The following is a 23,475-nucleotide window of genomic DNA, read 5'->3' on the forward strand; positions in this document are numbered from 1 at the left end:
CCGCTCTAAAGACGGATTTGGTTGCGGCGCGAAAATAAACATTCAAGGGGATGACATGAACAAATCTGAACTAATCGAGAAAATCGCTTCTGGTGCTGACATTTCTAAAGCTGGCGCTGGCCGTGCATTAGATTCTTTCATTGGTGCTGTTACTGAAGCACTTAAAGAAGGCGATAAAATTTCTCTAGTTGGTTTTGGTACTTTTGAAGTACGTCAACGTGCAGAACGTACTGGCCGTAACCCACAAACTGGTGCGGAAATCAAAATTGCAGCAGCAAACATTCCAGCATTCAAAGCTGGTAAAGCTCTAAAAGACGCTGTTAACTAAATAGTTAATATCGTTGCCTTTTGTAAGGCATTTGTAGAAAGCACTGTTTTGACAGTGCTTTTTGCGAAAGAAATATCAGAAAAAACTTAGTTAGTTTTGATATTCGGAGGAATTGGGTCATACCCGAGGTAGCGTCTGATAACTCCACATAAATTACAAGAAGGCGCATCCCCAAGTGGTGCGCCTTTTTATTTTTTTAATCGCAACAAGCGAGAATTCAGATGTTAGAAAAAATTCGCGAAGGTTCACAAGGCGTTATTGCTAAAAGTATTTTAGTGCTAGTGATTCTTTCGTTCGCATTTGCAGGTGTAAGTAGTTACCTAGGCACTTCAACAGAAGTTGCTGTCGCTGTAGTTAATGGTGACGACATTACTGCAAATGAACTAGAACAAGCTTATCAAAACGAACGTGGCCGCTTAGAGCAACAACTAGGTGAAATGTTTGATGCATTATCTGCTGATGATAACTACATGAATGGTATCAAGCAAAATGTATTAGACCGTCTGATTGCTGACAAACTAATGACTCAAGCAGCAGAAGATTTAGGCTTACGTGTTTCTGATGACCAAATTAGACAAGCGATTGTTAATGAACCTGCTTTCCAAACGGATGGCGTGTTTGATAATGATCGTTATTTAGCGGTACTACGTCAGTTAGGCTACCAAACGACTAGCTTCAGAAATATGATGCGTACTGACATGACTCGTCGTCAGTTGTTGACTGCGTTAGTGGGGACTGAGTTTGTATTAGACGGTGAAGCTAAGCAATTAGCCGAAGTTCAAGGTCAAACTCGTGATATTCGCTACTTAGTTGTAGATTCAGCGCCTTACTTAGCTTCTGCTTCAATCTCTGATGAAGAGATTAAAAACTACTATGACAGCAACTTGATGCAGTTTATGGATCAAGAAAAAGTGAGTTTAGAATACGTTGAGTTAAATGTAGCTAAAATCGCTGAAGGTATTGATGCTAGTGTTGAAGACGCTCGTGCTTACTACGAAGAAAACAAGCAACAGTACCAGACGCCTGAAAAGCGCTTAGCTGCACATATCTTATTTGCTTCTGGTGATGATAGCGATGATGAAGCAAAAGCGACTGCAAGTTTAGCGAAGTTACAAGCGGGTGAAGACTTTGCTGAAGTGGCTAAAACGGATTCTGATGATCAATTCAGTGCTGAGCAAGGCGGTCAACTTGACTGGTTTGAGCAAGGTGTAATGGACCCTGCATTTGATGCGGCTTTATTTGAGCTTGATCAAGGTGACTATTCAGACGTTGTTAAGAGTGAGTTTGGTTACCATATTATCAAGCTACTTGATGTTCAGTCTGGCGCGGCAGCACCATTTGATGACGTTCAAGATAAGATTGTTGCTGATCTTAAAAACAAGAAAGCCGTTGATGAATTCTATAGCTTACAAAGCATCTTAGCTGATACAAGTTACGAAGTACCTGACACGTTAGATGAAACAGCGCAAGCGTTAAACGTTGAAGTGCAATCTACTTCGTTATTCTCTCGTGATAATGCACCTGCAAACTTGAATAAGCCTGCTTTAGTCCGTGCAGCATTTTCTGATGATGTTATCGGTAGTGGCATGAACAGTGAAGTGATTGAGCTTGAGCCAAATCACGTTGTTGTTATTCGTCTGCTTAAGCATCAAGATGCAGGCACTTTACCTCTAAGTGAGGTAAAAGCAGGTATCGAGGCTCGCTTAGTTCAAGATAAAGCTAACCTTCAAGCAAGCGAAAAAGCGAACGATTACTTAGCAGAGCTTAAAGCGGGTAACGAGATCTCTGAAGTCACTATTCAGACTAAAGCACAATTGGCGCGCTTTAGCCAAGATATTGATCAAGCAATCACCACTAAAGCGTTCCAAATGCCAGCTCCTGAAGCAAGTGGCGTTTCGTTTGACACAGCTGCTTTAGCAAATGGTTTTGCAGTGATTGCCTTAGATAAGGTTAATGCCGCAGAAGGTATTGATAGCAACGTGCTTGATAGCATCAAGCAACGTCTAGCTCCTCAATTCAGCGAAGCTGATTACCGCTCTGTAATTGATGCATTAAAAGCACAAGCAAAAATTGAGTATCCTGTCGCTGAATAATTTCTCAGTTAACTAGATATCAGTATAAAGCCAAGGGAAACCTTGGCTTTTTTATATTTCATTTTTAGATATATCGTAAATAAGCTTATTACGTTACTCATGTAGAAGGAACTTCATGAATATTGCGCTATTTGATTTTGATGGCACCATTACTGAAATCGATACCTACACGCCATTTATTCATTTCAGTGTGCCTAAATGGCGCATCATTATTTGTTATCCCTTTTTACTGCCTCTCATTTTACTTTATAAACGTAAGTTGATGGGTGGCTCAACCATTCGCACTATTATAAGCCGTTTAGGTTTTTATCGTCGAAAGCAAAGTGAAGTGTTTATCCAAGGACAAAAATACGCAGCGACATTAAATGCTGTTATAAAACCTGAAGCTAAAAAGCGCTTAGAGTGGCATAAGCAACAAGGTGATTTAATCGTCGTTGTGTCTGCATCACTTGATGCTTATTTAATACCTTGGTGCACTGAGCACAATGTTGAGCTTATTTGTGCTCAATTAGAGTCCCGTGATGGGCTGTTAACTGGGCGATATATCAATGGTGATTGCAGTGCTCACGAAAAAGCGCACAGAGTAAAGCAACGATATCGATTAAGCAGCTTTGATAAAGTTTATGCTTACGGTGATACTGAAGAAGATTCTCAATTACTGGCATTAGCAGATGAAGCCTATTTTTGCTGGAATAAAATGACTGCTTAAATCAGCTATGCAGTGCGGCCGCTCAGTTCAATTAGTTCAATTTAAACAGGCACAATAGAAGGTGAGGTGTAAGTGGAAAATATAAATCAACGTTTTGAGCAGGTGTTAACTCATATCGATAATAACTTATCAACGAGCTTAGATATGGGATTGTTGGCTAGTATCGCTCAAGTACCTCAGTATCATTTTGATTTTATTTTTCATAGCTTATTTCATACCAATATTGATGATTATATTGCGTTACTAAGAAACTTAGAGGTTGCCCAGCAACTTGGTTTTGATAAATCAATATCAATCGCAAAAGTCGCACAATCTGCCGGTTATCAATCAGAGATAGCTTTTGTAAAAGCATTCAGCAAAAGTATTGGCCAAAGTCCGCAGCAGTTCCAACAATCACCAGACTGGGGAAATTTTTTTGCAAAGCAGCAGCCGTTAAAAACCCTTTCAGAAGGCCATGAAGAACTATCAGCCAGCGACGTTAATATTGAAATTGTAGATCTAGATAGCATTGCATTAATTGTGATTAAACACCGAACGCTTGCTGAGTATTTACCGCAAACTATCCAAGCTATGCGAGCTTTTAGGCAAGCCCATCAACTCACGGCAGCTACCAGTCAAACCTTTAACTTTATTTACCAATCAACCGCAGCAGCAAATGAACAATACAATATTGATATTGCAGTGAGTATTAATGACACTCAAAAAACGGCTTTAAAGTCTTTAATCGAGTCTTCTGAGTTCTTTTATTTTGATGAGATACCAAAGGGTAGGTTTGCATCCTTCATCCATACAGGCTCTGATGAAGCATTGCATAAAAAACTGAAGTATTTATATGGGACCTGGTTAATTGCGCAAAATAAAAAAGAAAGCGTTGAATTAAAAGACATTCCGTTAATTTTTGAGAAGGTAAATATAACTGAACCCGATAAGCAACAAACAAGGGTCTATTTAGCCTTAGTTTGATGGGGAAAGTTAGCTCTATTTTATTTATGAGTTTATGGCAGTCGCGGCTTACTGCGAAGTCATTCGCATCATCTCTGCACAAATCCACGCCATATAGGTTGCCCAAGCATATCCGAATACGGAAAACATGATGGCAACTGGCGCCAAAGAGCGATGAAAAGCCATTGCCACAACAGGCGAGGAGGCTGCACCACCAATACAGCACTGGCTGGCTAAGGCCATGTAAGCCACTGGTGCTTTCATCAACAGCCCTGCAATAATTACAAAGATGGCATGAATTGATAACCACACAAATCCAATTGCAAAATAAATTGGGAAGTCATCAATCATCGTGAGATCCATTTGTAATCCCATATTGCCTATCAAGCAGTACAGCATCACAGTCGATACTTTTGATGCTCCAGCGGATTCTAGTTCACGGGCTTTGGTATTGGATAGAATAATACTCATGGTAGTCACTATGATCACAATCCAAAAGAATTTAGACGTAAAACTGTATTTTGCTGTTGATGGGTAATGTTCTGTAAAAAATGGTGCCAGCAGATCTGCACCGAAATGAGCTAAGCCTGTCACGCCAAAAGCCACACTAAACATCATCATGTAAGTATTCAGGCTCGGTGCAGTTTGCTTGTTAGTGATATTGTGCTCACTGACTTCACGATCAGTGATAGAGATAAGCTTATTGAATTGGCTTGCATCAGAGCCAAGTTTTTTATCAATAGTTTTGGCGTTATTGGCACAGATAAGTAAAAATGACATCCATATCGCTGAATAAATCACATTGACCGATATCATTATCGCAAACAAGCTTTCTTCAACTTGATAGATTTCCTTCATGGCAATTTGATTTGCAGTACCACCGACCCAATTAGCGGCGAGTGTTGCCATTCCTTTCCATGCTGCACCATCTCCGACCCAGTTAATCGTTTCTGGTGCTACTTTTGCGAATATTAGCAGCGTTAACGGACCACCAATAATGACACCAAGGCTGCCGACTAAAAATAAAATAATAATTTTCGGGCCCAGCAAAAGCATTGATTTAATATCAACACTAATGATCAATAGGGCTAAACATGCTGGCATTAAATACATTGAGGTGACGGTATTTAAGTCACTATGGCTGGCATCAACAATATTGAAGGTATTGAGAAGTGAAGGAAGGACATAGCACATCACCATAACAGGTACAAAACGGTATATTTGTTGCCATATAGGGTGAGAGGATTTACTGGTATAAAAAATTAACCCAATAATGGTCGTCAGTAAGCCAAATATTACTGGATCTTGGTTGATCATAAGTTCTTTGGCTACCTTAATTTTTATATAGTGATGAAACTAAGCGTTACAAAAACTAATAAATTCTTCTAATAGAGGTGACAAGGATTCGTCATTTCGACTAATTGACCAATATTTACGACTGAAATCCCAATCAGCGAGTTGCAGTTCAATAATTTCACCGCGTTTTATCTCTTCTTTTACCGCTAAATAAGGCAGTACGCTAACGCCAATACCTGTGCCTATAGCACGCTTAATCGCACCCATAGTATTCATTGATAATTCATTATTAATGGTGATTTTAGCACTTCTTAATAATTGAGTATTACGAAGCCTTGAAACAGACAATGTTGAATCCATAACCCATAATTGTTTTGATAATAACTCTGCTGTAATAGGTTCATCTAAAATTGGATTGTCGCAGCTAGTTACTAGACATATTTTATCTTGTAACCACTGGTCATATTTAAGATTGTTAAGCCCGGGTTTTGCATCAACAAAGCCTAAATCTAACTCCTTCTCTGAAACCATTTTCTCAATTGTGAGACTATTATTAATAACCAGTTTGATATCGACTAATGGGTGCAACTTTTTAAATTGTGGGATCTTACGTGATAAAATGTAGTTTCCAGCCGTTTTGCTGCTACCTACCTTGATGGTGCCGCCTACGGCATTTCGCTCAGCAAACATTTGTTCTAATTGAGTGCCTTTTGATAGCATTTCATTGGCGTAGGGAAGGATAACTTCACCATTATCATTAATCGTTAGACCATTACATCCACGCTCAAACAGCCTTGTTCCTAACGAATTTTCTAACTCTTTTAGTGCCATACTCACTGCGGGTACAGACATATGCAGTTGTTGCGCAGCTTTTGAAATCTGGCCATTATCGTGAATGGCTTTAAAGATGGTGAGCTGTTTAAGCGTTATTTTCATAAGGTGAAGGTTACTTTAATCATGATGTTTGAGATTATAGCGAAATATTAATTAACAACTTTAAAATCAGGCTTTAGGTTTCGTTTTTTGGAACTCTGCTCATGTTTTTATTAAAACTTTTAACTGGGTAAAGTGAGCGTTAATTAGGATTGACTGACTAACGCTCAGAATGTGTATTTTTTAGAAATCGTACCGAACACCAAGGGTGAAGATGTTGTCTTCATCTAAATTAATTATTGGGCCCGTATTTTCAACTCTGTATTCACCTTCATATTTGGCATAATGGGCAAATACCATTGTAGATTTAGATATACGGTAATCAGCGCCTATCACGAATGAACTAATGTCAACATCAGTGGCTCGTTGATATTCACTTGATGATGTTGCACTGTTCTTAAAGTATCTACCAAAGCCGGCTTCATCTTTACCGATTTCCGCTTTTAAATTAACGCCGTTTAAATTATAAATGGCGCTGACAAAATAGGAATTACCTTCTTTATAACTGTATTCTTGGCTTTCGGTATTTTGAAATAATCCACCTAATTTTAAATTACCGATTTTGAACTGTGCCACACCACGATAAGCATCGACTCCGCCAATAGTGTTATAAGCAGCTGCTAAATAATAAGGTTGGACTTTTAGTTTTTTATCACCAACAATAATACTTAATGCATATTGCTGCTTGTTGTAATCTGTACGCTCGCCATTGTCATCATATTCAGCATAATTATCATCCATCAAATAAGTCGCATTAAAAGTGATTAAATCCGCTATTTGGGGTGAGTAATAGGTAATGCCGTCAGCTTTGCGATCTTGCCCGGCAATCATTCTGTTATATGCCGCATTAGTTAATGCAAAGGCTTCAGCAGTCCCCTTTGAAGTTTTCATCACTGTGTCATTACGGCCTACTAGAACAGTACCAAAATTAGTTTTTAGTCCTAAATAGGTATTTCTGGGTTTGAAGACATCATTATTACCTTCGTTTGTTGCAGAATTGACTTGTAACTCGACGCGATAAAGCAATTCAATATCATTTGAAATTAACTCACTGCCGTGAACGCCTAATCTTGAAAAGTTATTTTCTAATACAGTGCCTGACTTTCCATTTTGCGTTGTTGAACCATTGTCTGAATTAGTTACAGCCATTTCTAATCGACCGTAAAATTGAGGTGATTCGGCTAACGCTGAATAAGAGTTAGCTGATAGAAGCGTTATTGTTGATAATGAAAATAATGATTTTTTCATGTTTAGTCCATGTTTTTACATAACAAATTAAATTAGTGTCTTTTTATTTTTATAGGATTTTTAATGGTTAATTTTTATTGGTTTAAAAAATAAAGATTATTAATAACGAGATACAAAATTCATAAAATTTATTATTTATAAACATGTATATGTATTTAGGTTTCACGTTTTATATCGTAGTGATTTTATTTTTTTAGAAAATGAATATGAGTCACAGCTGTTTGTTTTTTGCTGCTAGTTAAGGAGAATTGAACAGGTTTTCATAAAAACTTAACAGAATCTTAAATTTGATAGAGATCTAAGTTTGTGTACCTCTTAGTGAGTAATCTTGTTTCCAGAAAGAGTCATAAGAAAAACTAATAAAGGATCGAGTACATGAAAATTAAATATTTAGCTTCGGCAGTCGCACTGATGATGCTGACTTCTGGCAGCGCAATGGCAAAAAATGATTTGGCTTCATTTCATACTGAAATGGGTGACTGCCAAACTTGTCATGTGACAGGCAAAATAAAAGACATCAAAAAATCGATGACAGATAGTGAAACACATGAGAATGCTCAATGTCAGGATTGTCACGGTGGCTATGCAGATTTAGTTAACGACAAGTTAGAGTTTGATCCTCATGCATCTCATTTAGGCGAAATCAATTGTACCTCTTGCCACACCGCACATGCTAAACCTCAACTGACTTGTAATAATTGTCATAACTTCGAAATGGAAATGCCTTTTGCAGATGCGAAAGAAAAGAAAAAGTGGGACGGCGATTGGAACCAAGACAAGATTCAAAAAGCCATTGCTAAAGGGCCAGTAGAAACGGTTGATGTCATTGTTGTGGGTGGCGGTTCTGCAGGTTTTAATGCTGCTATTGCTGCAGATATGACTGGCGCTAATGTGGTGTTATTCGAAAAAGCGCCATATACCGGTGGTAATTCAATGCTTGCTGCTGGTGGCATGAATGCCGTAGGCACCCCACAACAAAAAGCAAAAGGAATCGAAGATAAAGAAGAATGGTATATCGAAGATGCCATGAAAGGTGGACGTTACCAGAACGACCCGAAGCTTGTTCAGATACTTGCAGAAGAGTCTGCTGATGCTGTTAAGTGGCTAGGTGAACTGGGTGCTGATATGAGTGAATTAAAACGCTCAGGTGGTCAACAGGCTGAACGTACTCATGCTCCATCTGGTGGACGTTCAGTAGGTCCATACTTGATTGATACTTTAAGAAAAGTTTCAGTTGACCGTAAAATGGATGTACGTGTTAACTCACGTGTTGAAAAACTTGTATTAAACGATGATCAATCAATAGCAGGCGTAGTAGTTCATGGACGTCATACTGGTTATAACATGGTTGCTGCTAAGTCTGTTGTGCTATCAACTGGTGGTTACGGTTTGAATAAAGAAATGGTGTCATACTACCGTCCTACTATGAGAGATATGACAAGTTCAAACAATGTCACAGCGACAGGTGATGGTGTATTACTTGCGAAGGAAATTGGCGCATCGATGACTGATATTGATTGGGTTCAAGCTCATCCAACAATTGGTAAAGATAGTCGCATATTGATTTCAGAGACCGTCCGCGGCGTTGGTGCAATCATGGTGAACAAAGATGGTGATCGTTTTATTAATGAATTGACTACCCGAGATCGCGCATCTGATGCTATTTTGAAGCAACCTGAGCAGTTTGCTTGGTTAGTATTTGACGAGCAATTGGTAGCGAAAAAAGAAATGGTTCGTGGATATGAGCATTTAAACATGCTTAGCAAAGCCAATACTGTTGAAGAATTAGCTCAAATCACCGGAATGAGCGATTTGCCGAATACTGTCAAAGCGTATAATGACTATCAAGTTTCAGGAAAAGATACAGATTTCGAGCGTCCTGACATGCCGCTTAATCTGACTAAAGCACCATTTTATGCAGTAAAAGTTGCTCCGGGTATTCACCACACTATGGGCGGTATTGCGATTGACACTGATACAAATGTTTTAAACCTACAAAGCTGGAAAATGGAAGGTTTGTTCGCAGCAGGTGAGGTAACTGGTGGTGTTCATGGTTACAATCGTCTAGGCGGTAATGCAATTGCCGATACAGTAGTATTTGGTCGCATAGCAGGTGAAAATGCGGCTAAGCATGCACTTGAAAAGAAATAAGCTTTAACATAATTCATCATCCCTGATATTCCTCAAAGACCAAGTCTCATCAACTTGGTCTTTTTTTGCTTGTTAGTATTCATAACTAATTAGCCAATTAACGCTAGCTTGAAAAGCAGAACAAGGATCAACAGGCATAAAAAAACCAAGCACTTGGCTTGGTTTTTATTCGTTTAAAATTTAGCCGTTATAAACTGACAACATCAAAAGTTACGTTAGGGTTAACGTCTGCATCATAATCAATACCGTCAATTCCGAAACCAAATAGTTTCAAGAATTCTTCTTTATATTCATTATAATCAGTTAATTCCGTTAAATTTTCTGTAGTGACATCAGCCCAAAGCTCACGACAATGCTTTTGAATTTCTTCACGTAATTCCCAGTCATCTAAACGTAGACGATTGTCAGCATCTGTTTCTGGCGCAGCGCCGTCTTCACGGAATAAACGTTCACTGAACATGCGGTAAATTTGATCCATACAGCCTTCATGAACACCTTCTTCACGCATTTTCTTAAATACCATTGCGATATAAAGTGGCATTACAGGGATTGCTGAGCTTGCTTGAGTAACGACACTCTTAAGTACCGCTACATTTGCAGAGCCACCTGTTGCTGATAACTTTTCATTTAATGCATGTGCTGCACGGTCTAGGTCCATCTTGGCTTTACCTAGCGCACCGTGCCAGTAGATAGGCCAAGTGATTTCTGTGCCGATGTAGCTGTAAGCCACTGTTTTACAGTTGTCTGTTAACACTCCAGCTTCACTTAGCGCACTCATCCATAATTCCCAATCTTCGCCGCCCATGACCGTTACAGTATCGGCAATTTCTTGCTCTGTAGCAGGTTCGACTGAGGTTTCGATGATAGTATTTTTATTGGTGTCTACAGCTGTTGCTGTATATGTGTCACCTATAGGCTTAAGGCTTGAGCGGATCACTTCACCCGTATCTGGTAGCTTACGTACTGGAGAGGCTAAAGAGTAAACAACCATATCGATTTGACCAAGGTCTTCCTTAATCATTTCAATGACTTTTTGTTTTGCTTCATGGCTAAAGGCATCACAGTTGATACTTTTAGAATATAAGCCTTCAGCTTTGGCAAACTTGTCAAAGTAGGCTGAATTATACCAGCCAGCAGTACCAGGCTTTGTTTCAGTGCTTGGCTTTTCGAAGAAAACACCAATTGTCGCGGCATCGCTACCAAAAGCTGACGCTATGCGCGAAGATAAGCCGTAACCACTAGAAGAACCGACAACGAGGACCTTTTTAGGTCCGTTTTTAATTTTGCCTTTCGCTTTGGTTAATTCAATTTGCTCTTTTACGTTAGCTTCACAGCCGATTGGGTGTGTTGTGGTACAAATAAAGCCACGTGTTTTTGGTTTAATAATCATAATTTCGTATCTTCCTTTAACAATGGCTCTAGGATAATTAGTTAGCCGTAGAAATGGCACTCATTTTTACTAAAAATGGTCAATTAACTCAGTGGTTGGAGCAGTTTAGCGTTTTGCTGCGAGCTGTGTTTGCTCTGCAATCAGTCTGCGGGTGTAATCATGTTGTGGGTTTTCAAATAATTCCTCAGTTGTATTTTTCTCAACCATAACGCCTTTATTGAGTACCATCACTTTATCACTGAAGTGTCGAACCACATTCAAATTGTGGGTCACAAAGATATAGGAGAGACCCATTTCTTTTTGTAGCTTGAGCAACAAATTTAGAATTTGAGAACGTACCGACAAATCTAAAGACGTTAGCGCTTCATCGGCAATAATAATTTTAGGGTTAAGCATTAAAGCACGCGCTACTGCAACACGCTGTTTTTGTCCCTCTGACACCATATGCGGGTAAAAACTAGCATGCTCTGGTAACAGGCCCACTTTACGTAAGGTGTCAGTGACTTGTGCCTTACGTTCATGACTAGTCATATCGGTATTAAAACGCAATGGCTCTTCCAGTAATGCACCAATGGTTAATCTTGGATTAAGCGATGTATTAGGGTCTTGAAAAATCATTCTAATTAATCGGCAGCGTTGTTTTAAGTTACGCGCCTCGAGTGTTTCGCCTTCAAACTCAATAGTGCCTGTTGTGCGAGGCTCAGCACCTACTAACATTCTTGCTAAGGTACTTTTACCTGAACTCACCTGACCGACAATCGCTAAGGTTTGACCGCGCTCAAGCTCAAATGACACAGGCGAGAGCGCTTGATTATATTGCGCCCTAAAGCGTTTATAACCGATAAAATACCGCTTACTGAGATCGGTTACGTTAAGTAATGGCGTTGTCATCTTCTGTCTCATTGTTATATGGGAAGTGGCAAGCAAAATAGCGATCTTTTTCGTGAGCTAAATTGGGCTGAATAACGCATTGTCGTTGTGCATCTGGGCACCGAGGGCCTAATCGGCAACCCGCGGGTAAATGTTGTAATGAAGGTGACGAACCCTGCAATGTCGGTAAATAAGATTTATGGCGCATTTTACCCGTGTGCTCAGGTAAGTTTTTAAATAGCGCTTTGGTGTATGGGTGGTAAGGTTTTTTAAGTAATTCACTCACTGGCCCTGATTCCATAATTTGACCACTGTATAAAATACTAATGCGATCACACCATTTTACTAAGGTTTCTAATTCATGACTCACAAGCAAAATTGACACGTTTTGTAATTGATTAAGCTGTGAAAGTAGTCTGAAAATTTGCGCCTGAGTACTGAGTTCCATCGAATTAGTGGGTTCATCAGCAATTAACAATTTAGGATGGTTAGCCACAGCCATCGCGATCATGACTTTTTGGCACTGGCCTTCTGATAATTCCCATGGGTAGCTTTTCATAATGGCTTTAGGCTGCTTAATTCCCACTTTGTGCAGCCATTTTTGCGCAGTTAAATTGGTGTCTTTGGAGCGGCGCCAAAAAGGAACTGCCTTATTCGGCGTTAATGACTCAATAAGTTGGCTACCAATAGTTTTGACGGGATCTAAACTGCCTGAGGGATCTTGAAAAATCATGGTCATATCAGTGCCCATTAGATTACGGCGCTGTTTTGAAGTCATTTCAAGAAGGTTTTGACCATCCCACATCATGCGATCGGCAATGATATTCCAGTTAGGACCCAGTACCCCAAGCACTGCTTTTGCAAGTAAACTCCGACCAGAGCCTGACTCACCCACTAAACCATGCACTTCTCCGGGATTGATGGTTAGGCTGACTTTTTCAAGTACTTTAACCTTGCCTTGAGGTGTATCAAGCTCAATGGTGAGGTTTCTGACATCAAGTAATGGCATAAGTTAGTTTCTTATCGGCGCTAATGCCGAGCGTAATCCGTCACCCACCAAATTGATGGATAAAACTGTAAATAAAATAGCAAGCCCTGGGATAGTAATGGTCCATGGTGCTATTAGTAGGCTATTTAAGCCTTGGAAAATCATTGAACCCCATTCAGAGCTTGGTGCTTGTGCACCTAAATTTAAAAAGCCAAGCGCAGCAATATCCAAGATAGCTACTGAAATAGCGATGGTGGTTTGAATGATGACCACATCCCAAACATTTGGCATGATTACATACCAGAAAATTTGAATTTGACTGGCTCCATCAATTTTAGCGGCGGTCACATATTCTTTTTGCAGTTCTTCATGAACAGCTTGATGAATCGCGCGAACAAACTGTGGGGTTAACGCGATACCTACGGCCCAAAATACATTAGTAAGTCCAGGCCCCGTGACAGCAACCACTAAGATAGCGAGTAGCAAGGACGGAATAGACAGTAAAGCATCTAATAAATGCCCTAGAATACTCGACTTTAATCCACGCATCATTCCTGAAAGTGAACCAATAACAAATCCAACCACCAGCGCGCTAATGACGACAATTAGCGACATACCAAAGGTGAGCCTAACACCATGAAGGATCCGGCTAAATAAATCACGACCTAAATCGTCAGTGCCTAAAAAGTGGGAGACATGACCTGCTTGATCCCAAGATGGGGGCAATAATATAGCATCAGGATTTTGCATTTCTGGCTGAAATGGTGCTAAAAGCGGACCAAGTACCACCAAAATCAAAAGGAATATGATTGCCCATAAACCAGCAACTGCAAAAGGGTTGCTAGCAAATGAATGCCACAACTGGCCTAATGGTGAGTCTATTTGTTCCTCTTGGTAGAGTTTCTTAATTGGCATACAGTTCTTTCCTATTAATTGGGTTAATAGTGGTATGCACTAAATCAATCATAATGCTCAAAAATATAATCAATAATGAAACAGACAAAATACCTGCTTGAATGACAGTGTAATCGCGCTGGTAAATACCATTTATCAACCATAAACCTACACCAGGCCAAGAAAAGATGACTTCTACTAGAATGCCATAACTTGCAAAAGACCCCAGCATTAAACCAAACGCTTTAAGGACGGGTATAAGCGCATTGGGAAGGGCATGTCTAATTAATATTCGGAAAGTATTCAGGCCTCTTGCTTCTGCAGCACGAATATAAGTTTGTGTCATTACAGTCATCATAGCTTGACGGGTTATTCGAATGACCACTGTAAAAGGTAATACTGCTAGGGTAACAGCAGGTAAAATAATGTGTAGTAATGCATCTTTAAAAGCCGAGATAGCATATGGGCGCTCTGATAGCAGTGTATCGATTAACATGAATCCAGTTACAGGTTCAATTTCATATAAAAGATTAATCTGTCCAGATATCGGTAACCACTCAAGGTGAACACCAAACCAAAGGGCAAGAGTGAGCCCTAGCCAAAAAACAGGTATTGAATAGCCTGTCAAGGTAATGGCTAAAATGCTGCGCTGTATTGTTTTACTCGCACTTAGGGAGGCGATAACTCCTAAAGGCACCCCAAAAAAAACCGCAATACAACCTGCAAATAACGATAGTTCAAAGGACGCCGGCAATACTGCACTGAGTTCATCTGCCACACTCTGTTGCGAGTTGACTGAAATGCCCAAATTTCCTGATAATCGTTGGGTTACATAGGCAATAAATTGATTGAGCTGATTATCTTCTAAATTATAGTCTTCAACTGTTTGGGCTTGTTGTTCGACGGTTGGAAACTGGATGCCCGAGAGCGCGTAACCTTTTTCTACTGGGAACATGCCAGTTGCAAAAAATATTACTGAAATCATTACTATAGAGGTTACAAAAAAGAGGTTGATTCGCCTTACAAAATATCGCCACATTAGGGTTGAACCTCCTCTTTTATAAGTTCAACATCGGAAAAAGACATTCCGCCATATGGATTGACATTTGTAATATTGATGTCGGTATTTTTTAACAGTAGTTTTTGAGCATGAGCAATATTAACCAAAGGTACTTGCTCATGAATAATTTTTTCCGCTTGTTGATAAAGCGCTTTTCGCTCCGGCTTTGAAAGAGTTTCTTTTGCTTGAGCTAAAACAGAGTCTAGCTCGTTTGAACACCAACGAGAGCGATTATTATTCGACTCTAGCGCACTACAACTCAGCAGTGGGGTAAAAAAGTTATCTGGATCAGTGTTATCAGCATTCCAACCAATCAGCACAGAATCGTAATCACTAGAAATGAGTTTTTGAGTAAATACACTCCAGTCGTAGCTGACAATATTTACTGTTACGCCAATATTAGCTAAGTCTGATTGGATCAGTTCAGCTGTTTTCTGGGCGTTTGGATTATAAATTCTGACAACAGGCATCGCCCATATATCAAAAGATAGATTGGTCACTCCAGCTTCTTTTAACAAGCGTTTTGCTTCTTCTGGATCATAATGGTTCACATCTTCTGTTTCTGAGTATGCCCAAGATGCAGGAGGTAGCATGCCTGATGCGGCAATAGCGGTATCATGATAAACCACATCGAGGATATTTTGCTTATCAACAGCATGCGCTAATGCGTGGCGAACTCGCGCATCATCTAAAGGAGGTTTTTGCGTATTGAAAGCCCAAAAAGCGACGTTTAAACCTGGTTTTGTGCGGACTTCAAGGTGTTTATGTTTTTTGATAACAGTAAGCTCATTGGCTTTAGGCAGAGCTGAAACTTGGCAGTCTTTAGTAATGATTTTAGCCAGCCTTGCTTCACTTTTACGAGTTATATCAAAAACTAACATGTCAATTTTCGCTTCGTCTCCCCAGTAATACGGGTTCCGCTTAAAGCGTATATACTCATTTTTGACGTATTCGGATAAATAGAAAGGGCCTGTGCCGATGGCAAAATAGTCGACGTTCTCAGGCGTTCCTGCTGCAAGTTGTTGCATCGCATATTCTGCAGATAGAATGACGGCAAAATCGGTTGCTAGGTTAGATAAAAATGACGCATCTTTATGCGCTAAATGAAAAACAATTTCATAGTCATTCACTTTCTCGATGTTAGTCACCAAGTTAGCAAAATCAATGCTCTGAAAGAATGGGTAACCTGTGCGGCTGACTAAATGATAAGAATGATTAACATCAATAATCCGCCCGAAAGAAAAGATGACGTCGTCAGCGTTAAAATTACGTGATGGGCTGAACAAATCGTTATATTGAAATTGTACACCTTGGCGCAAGGTAAAATGATATTGAAGTCCGTCATCAGATACTTTCCAGTCAGTAGCCAGAGCAGGGGTGTAGTCTGATGAATCATCGTTATAATCAATTAGGCGATTATAGAGCTGATTTGAAGTCGCATCGATGGTGGTGCCCGATGTGATTAATTGCGGATTAAATGTTTCAGGGTTACCCTCTGAGCAATAAACAATCCCAGATGGGACATTTAACTCACCACAAGCTGTTACTAAAAAAGATAGTAAGCAGAGTAATGCTAAGGGATTCCAGCGTTCTCTTTTCACACGCATTTTATCATCATTTAATTTTTAGGCTGTAAACGACTATTTTAGCAGTGTTAATAACTTAGGAGCAAATATCATCTTAAGCCTTCTCCAATAAGTTGTATTTTTTTAAAATACCACGTAGTTGGTGATAACTTAAACCAAGCAACTCCGCGGTTTTCTTTTGGTTGTACTGACTTTCTGCCAACGCTTTTTTAAGCAGTTCAACCTCATAGTTTTCAGTGTGCTCTTTAAAGTTAATTGGAAAGCTAAACTGATTATTTAACTGACTCGCATGAGGTAGCTGACTTTCTTCGCTCGCCTCGGTATCTGCTGTAGGAGCTGACTCCTCAAAATTCACACTCTCTGTTGTTTGCTGCCTTTCGCGGGTTTTAACTCGACTTGTTGGACGATAAGGCGAGGCAAATGGGTCAAGGATAATATGGTCAATTTCATCACCATCAGAACCACGGCGATAAACACTTCGTTCGACCACGTTTTTAAGTTCACGAATATTACCTGGCCAGCGATGAGACATTAACTGCTCTATTGCCACAGGACTAAAGCCGCCAAAAAAGTCTAAATTTAGTTGTCTTGCCATACTGATTGCAAAATACTCTGCCAGTGGCATGATGTCTTCAGTTCTGCATCTTAATGGCGGCAGTGTAATAACATCGAACGCCAGACGGTCGAGTAAATCAGCGCGGAATTCACCATTTTCAGCCAGAGTAGGTAAGTCTTCATTAGCCGCACACACCAATCTGACATTGGTTTGGACTGTTTTACTGCCGCCAACACGTTCAAATTCGCCATATTCAATAACACGTAGAAGCTTTTCTTGTATTAAGCCAGAAGTGTTAGCGAGTTCATCTAAAAATAGTGTGCCATCATCAGCCCGTTCAAAGCGACCTTCATGTTTACCTTTAGCGCCAGTAAAGGCACCAGACTCATGTCCAAACAGCTCACTTTCAAGTAAAGACTCACTTAAAGAAGAGCAATTAAGCTTAATAAACTCTTGATCCCAACGTGCAGATAGAAAATGTAGCCGTTCTGCGATAAGTTCTTTACCAGTTCCACGTTCACCAATGATTAACACTGGCTTTGAAAGTGGGGCAACTTTAGAGACATGTTCCAATACTTCTAATAAAGCATTGGATTGTCCGATAAGATTGTCTTGCTCAAATTGTCTAGTCACTGTAATTTTTAGTCTATTACGCTAACAAGTGGTGAAAATCATAATAGTTGGCTAGCGCTTTAAAATAAAGAAAAAGTTAATAATTTGGTTAACTCATTGAAAATTAATATTTATGTATACTTGGCACGGCTTGTGAATAGTAATATTCGATTTTAACAAAATATTTGAGGGACACATTATGGGAATCTTCTCACGCTTTGCAGATATCATTAATTCGAACATCAGTGCTTTATTAGATAAAGCAGAAGATCCAGAAAAAATGGTTCGTCTGATTATTCAGGAAATGGAAGATACGTTAGTAGAAGTACGTTCAACCTCTGCGAAAGTGTTAGCAGAAAAGAAAGAACTACTGCGTCGTATTAGCCGAGTACAAGAACAAGTTATCGATTGGCAGGCAAAAGCTGAATTGGCTTTATCGAAAGATAGAGAAGACTTAGCAAAAGCGGCGCTAGTTGAAAAACAAAAAACAGTGACCATTTTAGAAACGCTAGAAATGGAACTACAAGTTGTTGAAGAGCACATAGCACGCCTTAAGCATGAAGTTGAACAGCTTCAAGAAAAACTTAACGATGCACGCGCTCGTCAAAAAACTATTATCATGCGCAAACAAACTGCAACTTCACGTTTAGAAGTGAAAAAGCAGTTAGATTCAAGCAAAATTGATGATGCAATGGTTAAGTTCGAAAACTACGAACGCCGTGTTGAAGGTTTAGAGTCTCAAGTTGAAGCTTATGACCTAGGCAAAAAAGGTAACCTTGCTGATGAGTTCGCAGCATTAGAAGCTGAAGATTCAGTCAATGAAGAGCTAGAAGCTTTAAAAGCGAAAGTAAAAGCGAAATCAGCACCAAAAACGCAAACTAAAACAAACAAGTAAACTTTTTCAGAGGTGAGTTATGGATATGGATCTTCTTATTGCCCCAATTATTATTTTTCTAGTGATTGTGGCGCCTATCTGGTTGGTTCTTCATTATCGCAGTAAGCGACAAGTGAGCCAGGGGCTCACTGAGGCAGAGTTTTCACAATTGAATGAATTGATCGCCCAAGCGGATAAAATGGGACAACGCATTGAAACGTTGGAAGCCATTTTAGACACGGAAGCACCTGAATGGAGGGGGAAACATGAGCAAAGCTAACGGTCGTACATTATACCGTATCCCCCAATCGGGTAAAATTTCAGGAGTATGTGCAGGGATTGCTGACTACTTTAATTTTGAAACATGGTTAGTACGTGTTATTGCGGTATCAATCTTTTTAGTTGGCGGTTCTGGGCCCATTTTAATCATCTATATCGCTTTATGGTTAATTTTGGATAGCAAAACATTAGAGGAGAGTGCTAAACAGAATCATAAAGATATCGAAGTGAAGAAAAAAGTATGGCAAGCAGGCGAGCCTGCAAAACGTGCTCTTCATGATGTTAATAGCCAGTTCTACGCGCTTGAAATTAGATTACAACGTTTAGAACGTCATGTAACTTCAGATAACTTTGATTTAAAACATGAAATTAATAACCTATAAAATTGCGCCAGCTGCTTTAACTTAGCTCTACACTAAGCTATTAGAAATCCAATGGGCGGTACACCGCCCTTGAATTTTTCCTTTCTACCTAGATGTTATAGTCATCAAAGTGCTAAATTAATCTCGATATGAATGAGAGTTGTTAGCCGAAATCTTAATGACCCATCCCTGCTTTAAACCGACTTGAGATAAATTATGAGTTTTTTTGATCGTTCAATGAGTAAAATTTCCAAAAAAACGAGTCAATTAGTACATCGAAGCACTGATAGACATGTCCGTTTAGCGGTGACGGGTTTATCTGGCGCCGGTAAAACTGCTTTTATCACAGGGCTTGTGAATCAAATGCTTCATGCTGGAAGTAACGTCAAACATAACCCGTTACCACTTTGGCAAGTGTCGAGAGAGAATCGTCTTATTGGTATAAAACGAGCGATGCAGCCTGATTTAGCTATCGCGAGCTTTGACTATCAAGGTGGAATGAGTGCGTTAACGTCATCACCAGCAACTTGGCCTGCTTCAACAAGGAATATTTCTGAGCTTCGTTTAGCGATTAAATATCGTCCAAGAAAAGGCATTTTGGCAAAGATTTCTGATACCGCCACTTTATATGTCGATATTGTTGATTACCCAGGTGAATGGTTACTTGATTTACCTATGCTAAAACAAAATTATTCAGAATGGGTGACTGGTCAGATAGCTGTTAAAAACAGGCTAAAACATTCAGCTTGTTATCCGGCTTTTGAATCAGCGATAAATGAAATCAAATTCTCAGATAGTGCAGATGAGCACAAGCTTAAACACGCTGCTGACCTATACCAAGCTTTGTTAATTGACCTCGTTAATAAAGAAGGTTTTTATCTTGCTCAACCGGGCAGAATGTTATTACCAGGCGAATTTGCCGACACGCCGTTGCTGGCGTTTTTCCCCTTGGTCAATTTATCTTTAGAGCAACTTGCCGAACTTGAAACAACAGCAGAAGACAGTTATTACCATATATTAAAAAAACGCTATCAAGAGTACGTCTCTGTTGTGGTTAAACCGTTTTATCGTGATTACTTTGCGAGTTTTGACCGTCAGTTAGTGCTGGTGGACTGCTTTAATGGCCTGAATAATGGTAAAGCTCAGTTTGAAGATATGGGTAATGCGTTAAATAGCATTGTGGAAAGCTTTCATTTTGGTCAATCAAGTTTATTGAGACGTTTATTCTCACCTAAAATTGATAAGTTATTATTCGCTGCGAGTAAAGTTGATAGGGTTACACGTGATCAGCAAAGCCATGTGTTAAGTTTGCTCACCGATATGCTTAAACACAGTCAATATTTTGCTAATTATGAAGGTTGCGAAGTTGAAACTATGGCCATCAGTGCCATTAAAGCAACCCAGCATGGCATGGTTAACACCTCATCGGGCGAGCAAGAAGTGGTAAGAGGTATAGATGAAAATCATAATATGTTGACAATTTTCCCGGGTGAAGTACCGCAAACACTACCAGAAAATGACTTTTGGCAAAAACAGGGCTTTAATTTTGTGTCATTTAACCCGCCAAAGTTACCACCGTCAGCAAGTTCGGATCCGCGTTTTGACCATATCCGTTTAGACCATTTACTGCAGTTTTTACTCGGGGATAAATTACAGTAATGAACTCATCAAATATGAATAGCAGCCAATCACAGCAATCTACACAACAGACTGTTCTAAAAAAACAGCAAGTTTTTGAGTCTGAAACCCTGGATGAGCCTCAAGTTAAAGCTGGGCAATCTTATGCAGAAGTCGAGTTCATTTGTGAAACAGCGTTAGCTGAAATAACAGAAGACATTGAGGTTATCGAATCCAGTACATCGCCTAAAGGCTGGTCTAAATTGGCTAAGTTCTCATGTGTTGGAATTGTTTTAGCGGTTATTGTACAAACTCTTTTAGGCTTGCATAGTGCGTTTTTACAAAGCCCGTGGTTATTTGGCTTTTATGCCACAGTGACGGGAGTCGTTGTGGCATGGGTCTCTTCAATGACCATTTCAGAGTGGCGAAAACTGGTTAAGCTTAAACACGTTGCCGATACTCAAGTGACAGGCGAGCGGTTGTCACAAAGCATGCAACGTGGTGAGGCAGAAAAGTTTATTGCGCCATTGATGCAGCATTATCCAGTAAGTAAAGGAAAACAGCAATTTACTGCGATTAACAGTAGCGAACATAATGATGCGGAAATGGTACTGTTATTTGATGATTTAGTGGTAAGTGAGCGTGATGAGAAAGCAAAACAAATCGTCAGCCGCTTTGCTGCTGAGTCAGCATTATTACTGGCGGCGAGTCCGTTAGCAGTATTAGATATGGCGATTATTTTGTGGCGTAACCAGCGCATGATTAATGCAATTGCAGATATTTACGGCATTGAATTAGGTTACTGGAGCAGAATAAAACTAATAAAAAGCATTATTGTAAATATTGTTTATGCGGGCACAACTGAAGTTGTCGCTGATTTAGGTACCCAATTATTATCTGTCGAAATGACAGGTAAATTATCAGCAAGGTTAGCGCAAGGGCTAGGTGGTGGTTTGCTTACTGCAAGGCTCGGTTATCAAGCTATGGGTTTATGTCGTCCTCTAAGCTTTAAAGAAGACAATCGTCCTAAACTCGGCCAAATTCATCAGCAATTGTTAACTGAGTTGAAATCTTTTTCAGCATCTATGCTGCAAAAAAGCAAAGTAAAACAGACTACTGACAAAAATACAAATCAAGAAAAGAAATAGTTTTAGATTAAAGTTTGAACTATTAGTATTGTTGACTACAGTTTTATGACAGCTATTTTCTGTTAAATCTGTTGATGAAGAAATAGCTTAAACAGCCGATCAAGGATAGGGAAGCAGATCGGTTTTAAATAGGACTTAAAGGAGTTAACAATGAAACATCCATTTCTAATGGGCGTTATATACGCCTGCGCTTTATCATCAGTATTTACTCAATCTATTCAAGCTAAAGAAATTGCTGCAATAGACTCAAAACAGCCTCAAGCCCAAATGCAGTCCAATTCGGCTAAAGATACCAAACAGGTTAAAGTGAATATTAACAAGGCCAGTACAGCTGAATTACAGCAGTTAAAAGGTATTGGAGAATCTAAAGCCAAAGCGATTGTTGAATATCGAACGAAGAATGGCAAGTTCAGTAATCTGGAGCAACTTAGCCAAGTATCAGGAGTAGGGGAAAAGCTGATAGAGAAAAACGCAAATCAAATTAGTTTTTAGTTAAGTGATAACTAAAGTGAGTTGGTTATTCAACTTTTGTATCAACACCGCTTAAATAAAAGTATCAACACCGCTTAAATAAAAGGAGCCATTGGCTCCTTTTATTATTACTGTATTGCTCGATGTTTATTGAGCGTTTAATTGTTGACCATTAACCTCAACAGACTCATCACCCATAAGGTAAAGGTAGGTCGGCATAATGTCTTCAGCTGTTTTTAATGTTGCTGGATCTTCACCCGGATAGGCTTTAGCGCGCATTTCTGTACGAGTTGCACCAGGATTAATACTATTAACACGTACACTTGTGCCTTCACATTCGTGAGCTAATACTTGCATCATGCCTTCAGTGGCAAATTTAGAGAAAGCGTAAGGTCCCCAATATGCGCGGCCTTGTCTGCCAACACTGCTTGAGGTGAAAATTAAAGAGGCTGACGGCGCAGTGCGCATAATAGGTAATAGCGCTTTGGTCAAAATAACTTGAGCAGTGACGTTAATTTTCATCACATCTTCCAGTGACTCTAAATCAATGTGTTCAAATGGCCCCAAAGCGCCTAGTAAGCTGGCATTATGTAAAACGCCATCTAAATGACCAAACTGTTCAGCAATGGTATCTGCCATATCCTTATAGTTTTGTTCTGTGGCACCTTTTAAATCAAGTGGAACAATAGCAGGTTTTGCGTAACCAGCTTGTTCTATTTCATCGTAAACGGCTTCTAATTTCTTGACTGTTTTACCGAGTAAAATCACTGTAGCACCATGTTTTGCAAAGTTAATTGCTGCAACACGACCGATGCCAGCACCTGCGCCAGTAACAAGAATTGTTTTATTTTTTAGTAAATCTTTTTTAGCTTGATATTCCAACATGGTTCAATTTTTCCTTCGGCTGCAAAAGCACGTCAAATCTAGATTCGAACAAAAGATAAACGTTCGTTTTAAACAAATGACTGATAAATGTTAACGTGTAGTACTTTTGCATGTAACAAATATGTAGCTAACTCAATAGTTTTACGTTAACTTGAGATGAGTTAAGGACAAAAATATGTCCTT

At 39.5% G+C, this 23,475-nt stretch carries 22 protein-coding genes; 11 read left to right on the forward strand and 11 right to left on the reverse strand.

Translation table 11 applies throughout. From position 1 onward, the window contains the following. Positions 1–55 precede the first annotated feature (55 nt). The 4 genes from L2735_RS01070 to L2735_RS01085 all read left to right on the forward strand — a co-directional run bounded on the left by L2735_RS01070 (position 56) and on the right by L2735_RS01085 (position 4,093). Positions 56–328, forward strand: a complete 273-nt coding sequence (locus tag L2735_RS01070; RefSeq protein ID WP_055023877.1) for an HU family DNA-binding protein — start codon at positions 56–58, stop codon at positions 326–328. Between the two features lie 221 nt (positions 329–549). Then, the gene (locus L2735_RS01075) at positions 550–2,421 is read left to right on the forward strand and encodes a SurA N-terminal domain-containing protein (protein ID WP_248982944.1); all 1,872 of its coding nucleotides are present in this window, start codon (positions 550–552) and stop codon (positions 2,419–2,421) included. 115 nt (positions 2,422–2,536) lie between these two features. Then, positions 2,537–3,130, forward strand: coding sequence for an HAD-IB family hydrolase (locus tag L2735_RS01080; RefSeq protein WP_248982945.1), 594 nt, complete (start codon positions 2,537–2,539; stop codon positions 3,128–3,130). 72 nt (positions 3,131–3,202) lie between these two features. Continuing rightward, positions 3,203–4,093 (forward strand): AraC family transcriptional regulator, encoded by an 891-nt coding sequence (locus L2735_RS01085; RefSeq protein WP_248982946.1) that lies wholly within the window; start codon positions 3,203–3,205, stop codon positions 4,091–4,093. A gap of 48 nt (positions 4,094–4,141) precedes the next feature. On the opposite strand, the gene L2735_RS01090 is transcribed toward L2735_RS01085, so the two are convergent. The 3 genes from L2735_RS01090 to L2735_RS01100 form a co-directional block, all read right to left on the reverse strand. Beyond that, positions 4,142–5,389, reverse strand: a complete 1,248-nt coding sequence (locus L2735_RS01090) for a DUF819 family protein (protein WP_248982947.1) — start codon at positions 5,387–5,389, stop codon at positions 4,142–4,144. Between the two features lie 39 nt (positions 5,390–5,428). After that, the gene (locus L2735_RS01095; RefSeq protein WP_248982948.1) at positions 5,429–6,304 is read right to left on the reverse strand and encodes a LysR family transcriptional regulator; all 876 of its coding nucleotides are present in this window, start codon (positions 6,302–6,304) and stop codon (positions 5,429–5,431) included. 180 nt (positions 6,305–6,484) lie between these two features. Further along, positions 6,485–7,549: a porin gene (locus L2735_RS01100; RefSeq protein ID WP_248982949.1), complete on the reverse strand. Its 1,065-nt coding sequence runs from the start codon at positions 7,547–7,549 to the stop codon at positions 6,485–6,487. A 375-nt stretch (positions 7,550–7,924) separates the two neighbouring features. On the opposite strand from L2735_RS01100, the gene L2735_RS01105 reads away from it, so the two are divergent. Next, positions 7,925–9,700, forward strand: a complete 1,776-nt coding sequence (locus L2735_RS01105; protein ID WP_248982950.1) for a flavocytochrome c — start codon at positions 7,925–7,927, stop codon at positions 9,698–9,700. Between the two features lie 187 nt (positions 9,701–9,887). On the opposite strand, the gene fabV is transcribed toward L2735_RS01105, so the two are convergent. The 7 genes from fabV to pspF form a co-directional block, all read right to left on the reverse strand. Beyond that, a complete protein-coding gene (fabV, locus tag L2735_RS01110; RefSeq protein WP_248982951.1) occupies positions 9,888–11,090 on the reverse strand; it encodes an enoyl-ACP reductase FabV in 1,203 nt (400 codons plus the stop codon). Between the two features lie 105 nt (positions 11,091–11,195). After that, entirely contained in the window at positions 11,196–11,981 is a 786-nt protein-coding gene (locus tag L2735_RS01115) for a peptide ABC transporter ATP-binding protein (protein ID WP_248982952.1), read from the reverse strand. Next, positions 11,962–12,969, reverse strand: coding sequence for an oligopeptide/dipeptide ABC transporter ATP-binding protein (locus L2735_RS01120; RefSeq protein ID WP_248982953.1), 1,008 nt, complete (start codon positions 12,967–12,969; stop codon positions 11,962–11,964). The genes L2735_RS01115 and L2735_RS01120 overlap by 20 nt, the downstream gene beginning before the upstream one ends. Positions 12,970–12,972: 3 nt before the next feature. Beyond that, positions 12,973–13,863, reverse strand: coding sequence for an ABC transporter permease subunit (locus tag L2735_RS01125; RefSeq protein WP_248982954.1), 891 nt, complete (start codon positions 13,861–13,863; stop codon positions 12,973–12,975). Further along, the gene (locus tag L2735_RS01130; protein ID WP_248982955.1) at positions 13,853–14,881 is read right to left on the reverse strand and encodes an ABC transporter permease; all 1,029 of its coding nucleotides are present in this window, start codon (positions 14,879–14,881) and stop codon (positions 13,853–13,855) included. The genes L2735_RS01125 and L2735_RS01130 overlap by 11 nt, the downstream gene beginning before the upstream one ends. Continuing rightward, a complete protein-coding gene (locus L2735_RS01135) occupies positions 14,881–16,509 on the reverse strand; it encodes an ABC transporter substrate-binding protein (protein WP_248982956.1) in 1,629 nt (542 codons plus the stop codon). Before L2735_RS01135 ends, L2735_RS01130 begins: the two co-directional genes overlap by 1 nt. Positions 16,510–16,582: 73 nt before the next feature. After that, positions 16,583–17,677, reverse strand: a complete 1,095-nt coding sequence (gene pspF, locus L2735_RS01140) for a phage shock protein operon transcriptional activator (RefSeq protein WP_248982957.1) — start codon at positions 17,675–17,677, stop codon at positions 16,583–16,585. Between the two features lie 178 nt (positions 17,678–17,855). Here pspF and pspA point away from each other — a divergent pair, with 178 nt between their 5' ends. From pspA to L2735_RS01170, 6 genes are all read left to right on the forward strand, one after another. Continuing rightward, a complete protein-coding gene (gene pspA, locus L2735_RS01145) occupies positions 17,856–18,551 on the forward strand; it encodes a phage shock protein PspA (protein WP_248982958.1) in 696 nt (231 codons plus the stop codon). Between the two features lie 19 nt (positions 18,552–18,570). Beyond that, a complete protein-coding gene (gene pspB, locus L2735_RS01150) occupies positions 18,571–18,810 on the forward strand; it encodes an envelope stress response membrane protein PspB (protein WP_153916050.1) in 240 nt (79 codons plus the stop codon). Further along, on the forward strand, positions 18,797–19,192 hold the full coding sequence (pspC, locus tag L2735_RS01155; protein ID WP_248982959.1) for an envelope stress response membrane protein PspC: 396 nt from the start codon (positions 18,797–18,799) through the stop codon (positions 19,190–19,192). The genes pspB and pspC overlap by 14 nt, the downstream gene beginning before the upstream one ends. A gap of 195 nt (positions 19,193–19,387) precedes the next feature. Then, positions 19,388–20,830 carry a YcjX family GTP-binding protein gene (locus tag L2735_RS01160; RefSeq protein WP_248982960.1) on the forward strand — a complete coding sequence of 481 codons (1,443 nt, stop codon included), beginning with the start codon at positions 19,388–19,390 and terminating at the stop codon, positions 20,828–20,830. Next, entirely contained in the window at positions 20,830–21,936 is a 1,107-nt protein-coding gene (locus L2735_RS01165) for a TIGR01620 family protein (RefSeq protein ID WP_248982961.1), read from the forward strand. The genes L2735_RS01160 and L2735_RS01165 overlap by 1 nt, the downstream gene beginning before the upstream one ends. A gap of 150 nt (positions 21,937–22,086) precedes the next feature. Continuing rightward, positions 22,087–22,428 (forward strand): ComEA family DNA-binding protein, encoded by a 342-nt coding sequence (locus tag L2735_RS01170; protein WP_248982962.1) that lies wholly within the window; start codon positions 22,087–22,089, stop codon positions 22,426–22,428. Positions 22,429–22,554: 126 nt separating this feature from the next. Here the strand turns inward: L2735_RS01170 and L2735_RS01175 are convergent, their stop codons facing one another. Then, a complete protein-coding gene (locus L2735_RS01175) occupies positions 22,555–23,292 on the reverse strand; it encodes a YciK family oxidoreductase (RefSeq protein ID WP_248982963.1) in 738 nt (245 codons plus the stop codon). Between the last annotated feature and the right edge of the window lie 183 nt (positions 23,293–23,475).

It is taken from the genome of Shewanella olleyana, from assembly GCF_023283825.1.
GTDB classification, from domain to species: domain Bacteria; phylum Pseudomonadota; class Gammaproteobacteria; order Enterobacterales; family Shewanellaceae; genus Shewanella; species Shewanella olleyana.

Coding starts and splice junctions, on each gene's coding strand:
- L2735_RS01115 (WP_248982952.1), bottom strand. CDS start 11,981: ATGACAACGCCATTACTTAACGTAACCGATCTCAGTAAGCGGTATTTT.
- fabV (WP_248982951.1), bottom strand. CDS start 11,090: ATGATTATTAAACCAAAAACACGTGGCTTTATTTGTACCACAACACAC.
- L2735_RS01125 (WP_248982954.1), bottom strand. CDS start 13,863: ATGCCAATTAAGAAACTCTACCAAGAGGAACAAATAGACTCACCATTA.
- L2735_RS01175 (WP_248982963.1), bottom strand. CDS start 23,292: ATGTTGGAATATCAAGCTAAAAAAGATTTACTAAAAAATAAAACAATT.
- L2735_RS01120 (WP_248982953.1), bottom strand. CDS start 12,969: ATGCCATTACTTGATGTCAGAAACCTCACCATTGAGCTTGATACACCT.
- L2735_RS01130 (WP_248982955.1), bottom strand. CDS start 14,881: ATGTGGCGATATTTTGTAAGGCGAATCAACCTCTTTTTTGTAACCTCT.
- L2735_RS01105 (WP_248982950.1), top strand. CDS start 7,925: ATGAAAATTAAATATTTAGCTTCGGCAGTCGCACTGATGATGCTGACT.
- L2735_RS01080 (WP_248982945.1), top strand. CDS start 2,537: ATGAATATTGCGCTATTTGATTTTGATGGCACCATTACTGAAATCGAT.
- pspC (WP_248982959.1), top strand. CDS start 18,797: ATGAGCAAAGCTAACGGTCGTACATTATACCGTATCCCCCAATCGGGT.
- pspB (WP_153916050.1), top strand. CDS start 18,571: ATGGATATGGATCTTCTTATTGCCCCAATTATTATTTTTCTAGTGATT.
- L2735_RS01095 (WP_248982948.1), bottom strand. CDS start 6,304: ATGAAAATAACGCTTAAACAGCTCACCATCTTTAAAGCCATTCACGAT.
- pspA (WP_248982958.1), top strand. CDS start 17,856: ATGGGAATCTTCTCACGCTTTGCAGATATCATTAATTCGAACATCAGT.
- L2735_RS01100 (WP_248982949.1), bottom strand. CDS start 7,549: ATGAAAAAATCATTATTTTCATTATCAACAATAACGCTTCTATCAGCT.
- L2735_RS01165 (WP_248982961.1), top strand. CDS start 20,830: ATGAACTCATCAAATATGAATAGCAGCCAATCACAGCAATCTACACAA.
- L2735_RS01075 (WP_248982944.1), top strand. CDS start 550: ATGTTAGAAAAAATTCGCGAAGGTTCACAAGGCGTTATTGCTAAAAGT.
- L2735_RS01160 (WP_248982960.1), top strand. CDS start 19,388: ATGAGTTTTTTTGATCGTTCAATGAGTAAAATTTCCAAAAAAACGAGT.
- L2735_RS01090 (WP_248982947.1), bottom strand. CDS start 5,389: ATGATCAACCAAGATCCAGTAATATTTGGCTTACTGACGACCATTATT.
- L2735_RS01070 (WP_055023877.1), top strand. CDS start 56: ATGAACAAATCTGAACTAATCGAGAAAATCGCTTCTGGTGCTGACATT.
- L2735_RS01135 (WP_248982956.1), bottom strand. CDS start 16,509: ATGCGTGTGAAAAGAGAACGCTGGAATCCCTTAGCATTACTCTGCTTA.
- L2735_RS01170 (WP_248982962.1), top strand. CDS start 22,087: ATGAAACATCCATTTCTAATGGGCGTTATATACGCCTGCGCTTTATCA.